The organism is Luminiphilus sp. nBUS_16 (assembly GCF_051201645.1).
Lineage (GTDB): Bacteria > Pseudomonadota > Gammaproteobacteria > Pseudomonadales > Halieaceae > Luminiphilus.
Genome location: NZ_CP179205.1, coordinates 1,895,348 through 1,908,632, shown reverse-complemented (window position 1 = coordinate 1,908,632; position 13,285 = coordinate 1,895,348). Strand labels below are relative to the sequence as shown.

The window sequence follows — 13,285 nt, the reverse complement described above, 5'->3', positions numbered from 1 at the left end:
GTGCTGTGCGGTGACGTGTTTGAGTCATGTGGGAGTGGCTAACAACACAAACCCTCAAGCTGCAGAGCGGTTGTCTCCTAGTCCCATAAGCGCTCTAGGATTGGCGACTGTGGCCGTCGCGAGGACTTCACCGCGAGCTCAGCCGACGCGGAAAGGCCCGGGGTAGCCGTCAAATATAGCGTTTGTTCTTGCGAAAATATGGACGACCATATCCAGCTCGTCATCGCCCAGTTGGTCTACCAATGTCTGAAGGTAGCTAACGCCACTTTCGACCAGTTTAGAAATAAACTTTCTGCCCTTAGGGGTCAGTTGAACGATTTTTTCCCGACCAGATTCAGGGCTCTCATCAATCGTTAACAAGCCCACCTCGCGAGTGGTGAGTGAGCGGATCGCCTTGGAGACTGAACTACTCGTCAGCTCCAACCAGCTACTTAATGCAGCTTCAATTCGCTTGCGTGCCATTTTTGAGTGGTTTTCCCCCTCGCCAAACATCAATAGAAGAATGATGATTTGCTGTCGGCTTAAGCCAGTGCCGCTGCGCATCACCAGCTCGAGCTTATTGCCTGCTTTATAGTGGATGGGAAAAAAAATATTGAGCTGCATCAGCGGGACATACTCGCGTGGGACAGTCGGTATGTCTTCCCATGAATAGCTTTTGTCTGTGATGACATGGGTGAGGGGGTGATGGAGTACCGATTCTTGTGGCGCTGCATAGGCAACTGGCTCGCCAGCGTCGCGCCTCTCGGCATCAATCATTTTTCCAAACAGTGCAGAAATTTTTGTGTAAATGAAAAGGCAGACATCAACTTCTGATTCCCACTGGGACATGTTGTTCAGGTACCACTCGCACATTGCTGATCCGTTGCGAGTCATTTTTTGCATAAAAGAGACACCATCTGGTGTTAGCTCAATCAGTTTTTCTCTGCCCGAGTTGGGGCTCTCCGTAATATAAAGAAACCCAATGTCCTTGGAAGCGAGCCCGCGAATGGCTTTAGAAATAGCGCTACTGCTGATGTCGTACCAGCTCGTCAGTTGCTTTTCGACGTACTTTCTGGAAATGGATCTGCCGTCGGTACCCTCGGAACGAATAATCCAAAGTACTGCCGTTTGATGGCGATCTAGGCCATCACTTGTTCTAAGAGTGTCTTGCACCTTCATACCGACGACGTAGTGCACCCGGTATAGAAGTTCAAGCAGTAGGCGAGCGGCTTGGGCTCTGTCTACAGGTTTTACGTGTGCGTGGTGTGAAGCTTCTATTTTCGGCATAACTATAAAACCAACTGGATTGGTCAATGGTCGCATAGAGCAGCACTAAATTGAATGACACCATTGATTGAAATATGTCTTTTGTAGATAATATCATTATGACATTATGATGCCAAATCGCGGAGGAATTCTATGCGTAACGCTGATTCAGGAGGAGGCAAATGCCGGGTGTCTTAATTGTAGGGGCGGGCCAGGCCGGTGGTACTGCAGCGCTACAATTGCGCGCTTCGGGTTACGACGGCGAGATTAAGTTAGCAGGGTGCGAACCCCATGCTCCCTACGAACGTCCACCCCTATCGAAGGGCTACCTGTCAGGTGCGCTTGCCTACGACAGTTTGTTGGTCAGGCCTGAAACAACTTATGAGCAACAGCAGATTGAGCTTTTGAAGGCAACTACCATTGCTACGATTGATCCCGAGGCAGGCATCGCTCAGACAAATGAAGATTTTGAAATAAAGTTCGACCGGCTGCTGTTTACTACCGGTGCGCGACCACGCCAGCTCCTAATTCCGGGTGCTGGGCTGCCGGGGGTGTATTACCTTCGGACCATCGCCGATGTTGAAAATCTCAAGTGTGCTATGGCAACGGCTAAACGGGTCTGCCTCATCGGTGGCGGTTATGTCGGCCTTGAATTTGCCTCGGTGGCTATAAAAGCAGGATTAGACGTAACGGTGCTCGAGTCAGCGGACCGGCTTCTTAAACGTGTGACCACAGAGGGTATGAGTCACTACTTTGAAAATTTACACCGCTCTCAGGGCGTAGATGTACGGTGCAATGCTGAGATACTCAGCATAGAGGGTGATGGCCGCGCCGAGCGCATTGTGTGTCGCAATGGTGTGATCGAGGCTGACCTAATTCTCGTGGGAATTGGCGCAATTCCAAATACCGAGCTCGCTGAAGCCACGGGTGTTAAATGCAGTAATGGGATCTTAGTCGACGAACAGTGCAGAACGTCGGTAGCTAATATTTATGCAGCAGGGGATTGCACTAATCATCCTAATTTTTATTTAAATCGGCGTCTGCGGCTGGAGTCTGCGCCTAATGCGACGGATCAGGCTAAAGTTGCAGCCGTGAATATGCTGGGTGAAGAAAAGCGTTACCGCTCTGTTCCATGGTTTTGGAGCGATCAATTCTCAAGCAAGCTGCAAGCAGTTGGTTTTTCGGCTGATGGGAGCCACAGCGTTTGTCGGGGAAGCCACGAGGAGCATGAATTTGCAAACTTTTACTTACACGAAAATCGGCTTGTGGCAGTTGAGGCAATTAACTTTCCCAGAGCTTTTATGGTGGGAAAGCGCCTTTATGGCACTGAGGTCAACGCGGAAAAGTTAGCCGATTCTTCGGTCGATCTAAAATCATTGCTTGTGTGACTAAGCAGTGTGGCCCCGTGATGGGAAAATACTCTCGACTTTGATTTATTGCGATTGCCGATGACTGAGAGAAAAAAGATTGCACATCAAAAAATTTGATCATAATTTTTCTCGGCGCCATTTCTTGAAAGGAATGGCTTCAGGAACATTGACTGCCGGCGTCCTATGTCCTCTTTGGTCGGCATTAGCCGCTCGGGGCTCTACTGATGGAGTCTATCCTGACGAACTAAGTTCTCTAACAGGCTACACCAAGGGAAAAATTTCAGAAGGTGATGTCATCGACGCTAGTAATGTTCATCACGTTCAGGAATTGCTGGATCCTATCCAGTTTCTGCAAGTCTCCGAGATGGGAAGAAAGCTTGACGTGGTCCCTGCGACAACCGACTTATACCGTCTTAGCCCTTGGGAATATATCGAGGCGACGCTGAAAAATCAGGGTCGTGCACGATTCGCTAAAGACGGAAATGTCGTGACCGATGAGGGTAGACCTTGGATTGGCGGCAATCCATTTCCAGATCCGCAATCAGCAGCTGAAATCTTTGCAGGGGCTACGCTGAGTTGGGGGCGTCATGATGTCTCCTTGTACGCAGTGAAAGAGTACGACCTCGATCCAAACGGAAAGGTCGCCTATGAGTATCAGTCTTGCTGGGTTGAGATGAACGCCACTGGGCGCACCGTGTTAGATCCCAAACCGTATATGAAGGGCCATGAAGACAAGCTGAGATTTCAGTCGGTCTTCTTTTTAACGCCCAGCGACACGCGTGGCACCTCTTACCTCAACATATGGCCCTATGATCAAAATCGTTATCCCGAACTGTATGGTTATTTACCTGCCTTTAAGCGGGTAAGGCGATTTCCTACAAACCAGCGATTTGAACCGATGATTCCGGGTTCCACCATTTATATGTCAGATGCCTGGGCAGCAGGAGATCCTTTTTTGACGTGGGGAAATTTTCGACTAGTGAACCGAGGCCCGATGCTTGCCGCTATCAATAGTGGTTGGCAATCTGACGCTGCTAATTGGGAGGGCCATGTCCATGGCGGACAACACGGCGAGACTTTCTGGAATACTTCCGTAGAGCTTATTCCAGAGGTGTTGGTTGTAGAGGCAGAGCCGACTGGTTATCCCAGAGCGCCCGTTGGGAAAAAGCGTGTCGCTTTCGATGCCCGTACGATGCTGCCCATAAGCATGGTGAGCTTCGATCGACAGGGGAAAATCTATCGCTCTTTCGACGGCGCATTTTCCCTTTATGATGACGGTAAATCTCGGGTGATGGATGGTGCCCACCCTTACTGGTCATGGACGCGAGTTCATGCTCACGATGTGCAAACTAATCGCGTGACCCGACTCGAGCAGGTCAAGGAAGTGGTTGGCGGCTACCGCTCAGAGGCCAATATCCCAGATGCCTACGATCGATTTTTGACCAAGGGCGCTTTGCGACGTCTTGGTAGCTAAGGCTTTTGCTGGAGTCGCTTGCTGAGGCAGTGAGTTAAATCACCGAACATTTTTTCTGCTTTAGTCTAAAGGTTCTTTCTCGTAAGGGGCTTGCTGTGGCCCATCCTAGTTGATCGATCCTCTCGCTCATGAACCTGTTTCCCTCGCACCGTTGGGCGCTGTAATGCGGATTAACAAGGCGCATACCCGACATTGAAGGTGTTAACGGTTTACGTCGCGTTCTATGCGCCTGTTAATTACCCAGTGCTCACAGGTGGCCCCTGATAACTTTTTTCTCAACTCGTGTCGGTCAGTATATGTCTGTGTGATAATATATCTAAAAAAAAATATGCACAGATGACATTATATTGTTCCGTGCTTTCCAAGGCCGGATACCAGTTGCTGTGGCGACATTAATTAGGAATCGATATGAACCGAAATAGTGAAAGCTCTGTGGGAATGGGGCACATGGTGATGCGCAGGGCCCAAATGACTCCCATGGATCCAGCCCTCACGTTTGAAGGAGCCACACAAACATTCGAACAATTGGCGCAAAACATTCGAAAAGTTGCGCGCTTCCTCAAATCACTGAATATAGAGCCGGGCGATCGAGTGGGGTATCTGGGGCAAAATCATCCCCGTTTTCTCGAGGTGCTGTACGCCAGTAGTTTGCTAGGTGCGATCTTCGTGCCACTGAACTACCGGCTGTCCTCCCAAGAGGTACATTACATTGCTAATGACGCGGGCTTAACGGTTTTAGTTTCAGATGAGTTTTCAGCACCCCTAATCGATGAATACACTGATGAACTGCCGTGTAGGCATTTCATCAGTGTGGGTTTTAAATCTGATAACTGGATAGCTCTAGACAGCGCTCTGGCCAACGAGGCAGTTGAGGTCGGTACAGGAAGCCTAGAGCTAGCGCATGTGGCAGAGACCGATACTGCGCTGATCATGTATACATCAGGAACTACTGGCCGCCCCAAGGGCGCGTTGTTAAGCCACGGGAATATCTTTTGGAATTTACTCAACGCAAAATTCACGGAGGAGATCATGCGTGGCACAACGCTGACCTGTGCGCCTTTGTTTCATATCGGGGGGTTGAATGTAACGACGCACCCATCGCTGGTAAGTGGTGTGCATGTGATTCTGCATCAGGCATTCGACGCTAAACAGGTTTTGACTGACATTGAAAAATACCAGGTGTCCACAATGTTTGGTGCGCCCACTATGTTCGACATGATGACGTATGAAAGCGCATTTAAAGCAACAGACTTCAGTTCAATCGTAGCTTTCAACTGTGGGGCGGCACCAGTTCCTTTGGTTCTGATCGAGACCTATTTAGAAAAAGGAGTTCAGTTTTGTCAGGGCTATGGGTTGACGGAAACCGCGCCCTACGTCAGCGTCCTCAGCAGCAAGGATTCCATAAAGAAAAAAGGCTCCGCGGGAAAAGCCTTGATGTTTACTGATGTTTGTATTGTTGATACCAGCGGAACAGTAGTGCCCGCTATGGAGCGCGGTGAAATTTGCGTATCAGGCCCCAATGTTACTGCCGGTTATTGGGGCCTTGAAGCGGCAACACGTGAAGCATTTGATAGTAACGGTCGGTTCCTGACGGGTGACATTGGTTATCTCGATGATGAGGGATATCTTTTTATTTGTGATCGAAAGAAAGACATGATTATTTCGGGTGGCGAGAACGTTTATCCGGCTGAGGTCGAGGGCGAGTTAGTGCGTCTTCCCGGCGTCAAAGAGGTCGCTGTGGTTGGTCTCCCCGATGAAAAGTGGGGTGAGAAAGTTGTCGCTGTAGCGGTTGTTGATAAGTCCACAGGTATTTCTATCGCGTCTGTGACTGACTTTCTTTCAGGGAAGTTGGCACGTTACAAACAACCCAGAGAGCTTCATGTCGTTGATGCGCTACCCAGAAACCCGGCGGGGAAAGTGCAAAAATTTTTGCTTAAAGAATTATTGATCGCCAAGGCTTAGCTGAGCTTCAGCCGCTTTCACTGATTGCAATGAATTCCCTTGGCAAACGTGTTCTGTTGGCTGTGGCTATGCACTTGGAATAATAACGCGGGTATCTAAGTATCGGCGATGGGATAAGCGAGGCCCTGCAGACAAAAGGTGGTGTATCTAACATAGAAAAATCAGGTTTTTCTGAATATAACGGCGAATCCCTGGTCTGCTCCGTGGTCATCGTCGGCATTCGCGTAATACTTAACTCGCACAAATTTAATAGGTGTGATGAGCTTGTCTGCTTGCAAGGCTGCGAGGTGAGAGCCGAAGTGGTACTGATCGAAAGCCGTGCCGTTAATTCCTATGACGAAGAGTGCAGCTGAGCAACACAGAGGCAAGAGTTTTGTCAGCGCCTCAGGCCCAACATGACCATGGGTAAAAGTGCCTGCACTCACGACAGCACGGTAATGGTTTTTAGGTAGATCAATCGACTGGGTTAAATCTGCCTCAAATAGCTGGCGATACAGGTGCTTTTGTTTGCTGACTGCTAACATTTCGGGCGAGATGTCGACCCCGTCAATGGCGAGCTGCGAGTCGATGTTGGGGTGTTTCCGCATAGTTGATGCGACTAATCCTGTTCCTGAACCTACATCCAACACAGGGGTGTCATCAGCGTTCGAATGAAGGCTGTAAATGTCCGCTATCTGTTGGGGATATTCGTAACCACGATCTCTTGCGAATTCAGTGTCGTAGGTCCCGGCCCACTTGCGGTATAGCGCAACATTGTCCGCAGGCGTTTTCAGGGAATAAGCGTCATCAAGTTTAACTTTTTTATTGTTATGCATTAGCTACTCAAATTATGCGATGACCTCAGGAAACATCCGACAGATTATAGTCACAAGACTACCTGTGGCTGCGGCTGATAAGACGCTGCTCCCTGATCGTAACAGGCATAAAAAAACCCCACACAACGGTGGGGCTTTTTGCGCTGTCTGCTATGCGCCAGCTGTGAAGATAATCCTCGTATCAAAGCTTGCTGGATCGGTACAGCTTGCGTCCACCTGCTCTTGACTCGAATGCTCAGAGGCACCGTAGGCCGAGTAAATGGCTTCGCGCTCATTGTCAGAGGCGAAGAAATTAGCCCACATGTAGTCAAAGTTATTTTCTGCTGCCGGTTCAAATAGTGGATTCATGATCGCCCACCAGTAACTGCCTGCACCCATTTCGGCCTCATAGGCATCTACGAAATCGCTGTGCATGCTTTCAAAAGCCATGCGTTGGGCTTCGCCCTGACCCTCTCGGTAAGAGCAGAAAATGTATTCCACAATACCCGTCCCACTGGTGTTCATTGTCGTGGCTGGACGTCCGGAGGTTGGGGCAAAGCCGTAAGCATTATCATCCGAGTAAGTGAAGGTTTCACTGGTAAGCTCGAGCCAGGCGGCTTCATGATTTTCGGCCCAATCAGTCCACGCGTTGTCACGGGCTTCGACAGTTGGCCAAACCATGACCCAAAGAAAATCAAAGTTTTCATTGGCGACACGGGGCGTGTGGACCGCTGCTAATCGGAGATCCCAACCGGCTTCAGCCGCAACGTTGGCCCAGTATTCAGTATGTGACCACAGTGCGTCATCACTGAATCCCTCGGCTTTACTGTGCCACACAAATTCGACCATAGCTGGAACTGACGAGGTCTCCTGAACAACTTCGACAACAACTTCTTCAACGGCTTCGACGGCCGTCGCTTCAGGCTCCGACGGCTTTCCTCCGCATGCGGTCATAATTAACGCAATCACTAATACAGTTATTTTTTTCATGATTCCCCCTAGGAAATAAAATGGCCATCAACAGGCACCTCCCCAAGATACGCAATTTTGGTCAGTACTCAACTTTTTCTAGGGACCACAGTCTATTTATGCGCCGACTGTGAGCTACTTCTCCAGATTAGCGCCCTTGTGCTTAAGCAATGAGGACAGTTGGCTCTGGCCTGGCATTTCATTGGTTAGCTTACAGACGCGGTTGCATCGTCGATAAACGCCGCGGTTTCATAGGGGTAGCCGATCTGTTTAAGACCTTTTTTTAGGTAGAGCAGTGAAGTGATGGTTGTGACTGTAATAACGACTCGGGTATCTTGTCGCTCGAACATTTTTTAAGACGGGATGCCGCCACGTGTTTGTATCAAAGTTAGATTCGCGCCTTTTACTCGTTCTGCTCTCGTCAACGGTTATCGCTGTAAGTGCTGGGGTGCAGGCCGCCTCGAGTGGTAACCCGGAAGCCCATTTTTCCGCGTTAAATGATGTCATTCAACAACGTTCTAGCGTTAAGCGAGTAGATGCCGGCGCGGGAGATCTTTGCGGCGATTCCAATTGGATTTCTGGAGTTTATTCTCTCGAGCGGAATGGTTTGAGCCGTGATTTTCGAGTTTTTGTTCCGGAGGCTTATGATGCGACTGAAGCGGCGCCATTAATTGTCGCCTTTCATGGATGGGGTGGTGGGGACGGTGAGTTTCTCGACAAGGGAGTGGTCAGTGCTGAACTCGAAGCCCGAGGGTACGTCTTAGTTGCACCCGTTGGCCTGGGGCCAGAGGAAACCGGCCGCTCGCCTGCCTCGTGGAGCTTTTCTGGATCAACGACCGGTCTCGATGGTGATGGTTTAAATATGGCGGTAAGCGGTGATACTGACGCGATCTGTGATGACGCCCGAACGGCTAACTACGGTTATGGTTCTTGTGCTGATGTGGCTCAAAACGGCTGCTCTTGGACGCAATGCACCGATAACGATATTGACTATGCGGCAGCGCTTGTGGAGGCTGCGGCGGAAAATTTGTGCATCGATTCAGATCGAGTGTTTGCTGTGGGTGGCTCAAACGGCGGTATGTTTACCTGGGATCTTGGCCGAACGGCGTTGAGCGCTCAGAAGTTCAGAGCGATTGCGCCACTTATTGGTCTGCCCCATCGAGGGTACCTAGATCCACCGGTTAAATCGGGAGGTATGCCAGCCTTGCTGATTACTGGAAAGCAGGACCGTACAGTGCCGCCAGGGGAATGGTCAGATCTCGGATTTACGACCACGACTGACGGCGACGTTTTTTACTACACGGGAGCTTCAGCAATTACCAAGGTTTGGGCGGAAGCCAGCAATTGTGACGTCTCTAAGCCCCCGGGATTGATTGATGTTGGAGTTGCCAATGTTGAGTGCCGAGCCTGGAGCGGGTGCGCAGGTGGCAGTATGTGGCCCCCTGTCCTAGATTGTCGCAGCGACATGGGGCATGTTTATGGCTTGAACTGGTCGTGGCCCTTGATTATGGATTTTTTTGATCAATACAAATAACGATTTGGATACGATGTTTTTTGCAGCGTTGCTAAGTCTTTCTGTTTTTAACGAGGAAAATAATGACATTCCCTATCGAGCAAGTCCGAGCTAACTTCCCTTCGCTTTCGACGACCGATGATGGCCAGCGGCGAATTTATTTCGACAACGCAGCAGGCACCCAAGTGCCCCTGCATACCATCGATCGAATTACCGATTACTTCCAGCGCTATAACAGTAATACCGGCGTGTTCAATGCCACCTCTGTTGAAGTTGACGCAATGTTTGCTGAAACGACCGCAGCGCTGGCTGACTTTTTAGGAACTTCAGACCCCGGTGAGGTGATCATCGGAGCCAATATGACAACACTGACCTACCAGTTGTCGCGCAGCTTGGCACACCGATTTGTCCCCGGTGATGAAATTATCATTTCTCGCATGGAACACGAGGGCAACGTGACCCCTTGGTTGCAAATGGCAGAGGATAATGGCCTGACCGTTCGCTGGCTCGACTTTGATCGAGATACCTGGTGCGTTGAGCCCGAAGCGCTTATTCCTTTGCTTAACGAACGCACGAAACTTCTGGCGCTTAATTACGCGAGTAACATGACAGGAGGAGTCAACGACGTGAAGGCTCTGGCTCGTCTTGCCCATGAGTCTGGTGCACTGGTTTATGTTGATGCGGTGCAGTTCGCCTCTCACCGCCTTATTGATGTCAAAGATTTAGACGTCGATTTCTTAGCGTGCTCACCTTACAAGTATTTTGGGCCGCATTTAGGGGTCGTTTATGGTCGCCGTGACTTATTGGAGTCGCTTCATGCGTATAAATTGCGCTGTGCCAGTGAAGAGCTTCCCTATCGCTTTAGTGTTGGAACTCCCGCATTTGAGCTCATTGCGGGCTTGCTGGGGACGCTTGAATATTTTCAGTGGCTCGCTGGGCTCATGGGGGTGACGGGTAGTCGCCGGGAACTGTTTTCAGTGGCCTATAGTGCTATGGGTGAGTACGAGGATCACTTGTCCACACTGTTGCTGGAGGGTTTGCTGTCGATACCCGGCCTGCGGCTTCAAGGGTCAAAATCCGTGGCGCGTCGCGTCGCGACTTTTTCGTTTGTCCACGATCAACACGTCCCCAGCGACATTGCTAAAGCGCTATCTTCTCAAGGATTATATTGCCACTGGGGCGATAATTATGCAGTGGAGGTGGGCAAAGCCTTAGGGCTAGATCCGGTTGAGGGGGTTTTGCGCCTGGGCCTTGCGCATTACAACACCGAAGGCGAGGTATATGAGGCACTCGAAATCATAAGGCGTGTGCTTGCTTAGAGAAAATCCTAACGTTGCCTATATTGCTTCGAATATGTCATCGATGTAAGCCGCTCAAAGGGCGCCATGATTTCTGCTGCTACGGAAAATAGCCATGTCACAAAATTTACCCTCAAAGGCAAAAGTCGTGGTGGTCGGTGGCGGCGTTATCGGTTGTAGCGTTGCTTACCACCTTACTAAGCTGGGCTGGTCTGATGTACTGCTCCTCGAAAAGGCACAGCTGACTAGCGGTACAACGTGGCATGCGGCGGGTCTTATCGTGTCAGGACTTCTAAACGACGAAACCAGCGCCGATATTTTTACTTATAGCCGTAACCTCTACGCAACATTAGAGCAAGAGACCGGGCTCTCTACGGGCTTTAAATCGATAGGTTACCTGCAGGTTGCCTGTGACACCGAGCGGCTGGAAGAGATGCGCCGTAGTGCTGCGTTTATGCGTAATTTCGGCATTGACTGTAATGAGATCAGCCTAGAGGAGGCGCAGGGCCATTGGCCAAATGCGCGCTGGGATGACGTTATCGGCGCGTTTTACACGGCAGAAGACGGTCGTGCGAACCCAGTGGATGTGACCATGTCCTTGGCCAAGGGTTTTCGGCAGAGGGGCGGAAGCCTTATCGAAGGCGTTTGTGTGACCGACGTGCTGCAGACTGAAGGCAAGGTTACCGCTGTTGTCACTGATCACGGTACCGTAGAAACCCAGTATGTCGTGAACTGTGCCGGCATGTGGGCACGGCAGTTTGGTAAATTGGCAGGGGTGAGTCTGCCTGTGCAGGCGGCAGAGCATTATTACCTCATCACTGAGAATATGCCGGCCATGACGCCAAAGACTCCGGTGCTGGAGGACCCCGATCGCTACGCTTACTTTCGTGAGGAGGTGGGCGGCATGATGATTGGTTTGTTTGAACCGCAGGCAGCGCCATGGAATTTAGAGCGTATTCCTGATGAATTTTCTTTTGGGGAGATAGAGCCCGATTGGGAGCGCATGATTCCGTTTTTGGAGCGCGCTTATCAGCGTGTACCCGATGCTAAAGATTTGGGTATTCGCAAGTTTTTTTGCGGTCCTGAAAGTTTCACCCCAGACCTTGCACCTCTAGTTGGTGAGGCTCCAGAGTTGGCCAATTATTTTGTCGCCTGCGGGATGAATTCTCTGGGGATACTCTCGGGTGGTGGCGTTGGCCGCATTTTGGCCCACTGGATAGTGAATGGACAACCCGATGTCGACGTCACGGGAATCAACGTCAACCGCTTTCATCCTTGCCAGGCAAATCAACAGTATCTCGGTGACCGACTCGTTGAAGTGCTGGGTAAGATGTACGAACCCCATTATCCCAATTTGGGCATGACAACCGCGAGAGGCGTTAAGCGTTCCGTATTGCACGAGCGATTGCAGCAGGCTGGAGCGCATTTCATTGAGAGCTCTTCCTGGGAGATCGCGGATTGGTATGCCCCCAATGATCAAGCCGCAGAGGTTGAGCGCTATAGCTGGGGTCGCCAGAATTGGTTTTCTTATCATGAAGCTGAGCATCGCGCTTGCCGTGAAACTGTGGCTCTAATGGATATGTCCTTTATGGGCAAATTTCTCGTTCAGGGTCGCGATGCAGAGCGCGCTTTAAACCGGTTGTGCTGCAATGACATTGCCGTGCCTCCGGGGCGTATTGTGTATACCCAATGGACTAATAGGTCAGGGGGGATTGAGGCTGATCTCACGGTAACCCGCCTGACAGCTGATCGCTTTATGGTGATTTGCTCAGATACAGCTCACGGCCACGTTGGTATGTGGTTACAGCGAAACATTTCTGACGAACAGCACGTGTTTGTCACGGATGTGACCTCGTCGTATGCACAAATAAACATTCACGGTCCAAAGGCACGAGCCCTTCTTTCGGCAATGACGACAACCGATGTCAGTGACCAAGCTTTTCCGTATTTACACGCACATCAGATTGATATCGGGTACGCCCTTGTTTGGGCCATACGCGTCACTTATGTCGGTGAGCTGGGGTGGGAGCTTTACATACCGACTGAGCATGCGGTGCAGGTTTATGACCGAATTGTAGATGAGGGGCGTCATCACGGCCTGCGGCATGCGGGCTTGCAGGCGCTCAATAGCCTAAGGTTGGAAAAAGGCTATCGTGATTACGGTCATGATATCGATAACATGGACACTCCCTTGGAGGCCGGTTTGGGCTTTGCTGTAAAGCTTGATAAAGCCGACGGATTTATTGGGCGAGATGCCCTCGCAGCGCTGAAGTTGGCGGGCACGCCGACCCGGCGGCTGCTGCAATTTAAACTGAGAAATCCAGAGCCCTTACTGCATCATGCAGAAACGATCTATCGCAATGGTGAGGTGGCGGGTTATATGCGGGCCGGGGCTTATGGGTTTAGTCTTGGGGCCGCTGTCGGTCTGGGGTTTATTGAATCCGCCTCGCCTATAACACCCCAGCACGTTCTTGAGGACCGCTGGGAGATCGATATTGCGGGAACGTTGTATGCAGCAGATGCCTCTTTGCGTCCTCTGTTCGATCCCGGTATGACGCGTATTAAATGCTAGCGATGGCTGTGGGATAACAGCGGATCAAGCTGCTTGTAACCCCCTACGGCACTGCCGATGCTCCCTTGCGCCAGCAGTGCTAGGCAGA

At 50.7% G+C, this 13,285-nt stretch carries 9 protein-coding genes; 6 read left to right on the top strand and 3 right to left on the bottom strand.

Annotation, left to right across the window (positions count from 1 at the left end; translation table 11 throughout):
- Positions 1–138 precede the first annotated feature (138 nt).
- A complete protein-coding gene (locus ACMAY6_RS08490; RefSeq protein WP_435210973.1) occupies positions 139–1,266 on the bottom strand; it encodes a winged helix DNA-binding protein in 1,128 nt (375 codons plus the stop codon).
- Between the two features lie 161 nt (positions 1,267–1,427).
- On the opposite strand from ACMAY6_RS08490, the gene ACMAY6_RS08485 reads away from it, so the two are divergent.
- The 3 genes from ACMAY6_RS08485 (at position 1,428) to ACMAY6_RS08475 (ending at position 6,051) form a co-directional block, all read left to right on the top strand.
- Positions 1,428–2,633, top strand: a complete 1,206-nt coding sequence (locus ACMAY6_RS08485) for an NAD(P)/FAD-dependent oxidoreductase (RefSeq protein ID WP_435210972.1) — start codon at positions 1,428–1,430, stop codon at positions 2,631–2,633.
- 133 nt (positions 2,634–2,766) lie between these two features.
- The gene (locus ACMAY6_RS08480; RefSeq protein WP_435215975.1) at positions 2,767–4,089 is read left to right on the top strand and encodes a DUF1329 domain-containing protein; all 1,323 of its coding nucleotides are present in this window, start codon (positions 2,767–2,769) and stop codon (positions 4,087–4,089) included.
- A 408-nt stretch (positions 4,090–4,497) separates the two neighbouring features.
- Positions 4,498–6,051 (top strand): acyl-CoA synthetase, encoded by a 1,554-nt coding sequence (locus ACMAY6_RS08475; protein WP_435210970.1) that lies wholly within the window; start codon positions 4,498–4,500, stop codon positions 6,049–6,051.
- A gap of 161 nt (positions 6,052–6,212) precedes the next feature.
- Here the strand turns inward: ACMAY6_RS08475 and ACMAY6_RS08470 are convergent, their stop codons facing one another.
- Positions 6,213–6,866, bottom strand: coding sequence for a class I SAM-dependent DNA methyltransferase (locus ACMAY6_RS08470; protein ID WP_435210968.1), 654 nt, complete (start codon positions 6,864–6,866; stop codon positions 6,213–6,215).
- Between the two features lie 150 nt (positions 6,867–7,016).
- On the bottom strand, positions 7,017–7,835 hold the full coding sequence (locus ACMAY6_RS08465) for a hypothetical protein (RefSeq protein WP_435210966.1): 819 nt from the start codon (positions 7,833–7,835) through the stop codon (positions 7,017–7,019).
- A 352-nt stretch (positions 7,836–8,187) separates the two neighbouring features.
- Between ACMAY6_RS08465 and ACMAY6_RS08460 the strand changes: the two genes are divergently transcribed.
- The 3 genes from ACMAY6_RS08460 to ACMAY6_RS08450 all read left to right on the top strand — a co-directional run bounded on the left by ACMAY6_RS08460 (position 8,188) and on the right by ACMAY6_RS08450 (position 13,197).
- Positions 8,188–9,348 carry an alpha/beta hydrolase family esterase gene (locus ACMAY6_RS08460; RefSeq protein ID WP_435210965.1) on the top strand — a complete coding sequence of 387 codons (1,161 nt, stop codon included), beginning with the start codon at positions 8,188–8,190 and terminating at the stop codon, positions 9,346–9,348.
- A 62-nt stretch (positions 9,349–9,410) separates the two neighbouring features.
- Entirely contained in the window at positions 9,411–10,646 is a 1,236-nt protein-coding gene (locus tag ACMAY6_RS08455; RefSeq protein WP_435210964.1) for a cysteine desulfurase-like protein, read from the top strand.
- Between the two features lie 94 nt (positions 10,647–10,740).
- Positions 10,741–13,197 carry a GcvT family protein gene (locus tag ACMAY6_RS08450; RefSeq protein ID WP_435210962.1) on the top strand — a complete coding sequence of 819 codons (2,457 nt, stop codon included), beginning with the start codon at positions 10,741–10,743 and terminating at the stop codon, positions 13,195–13,197.
- Positions 13,198–13,285 lie beyond the last annotated feature (88 nt).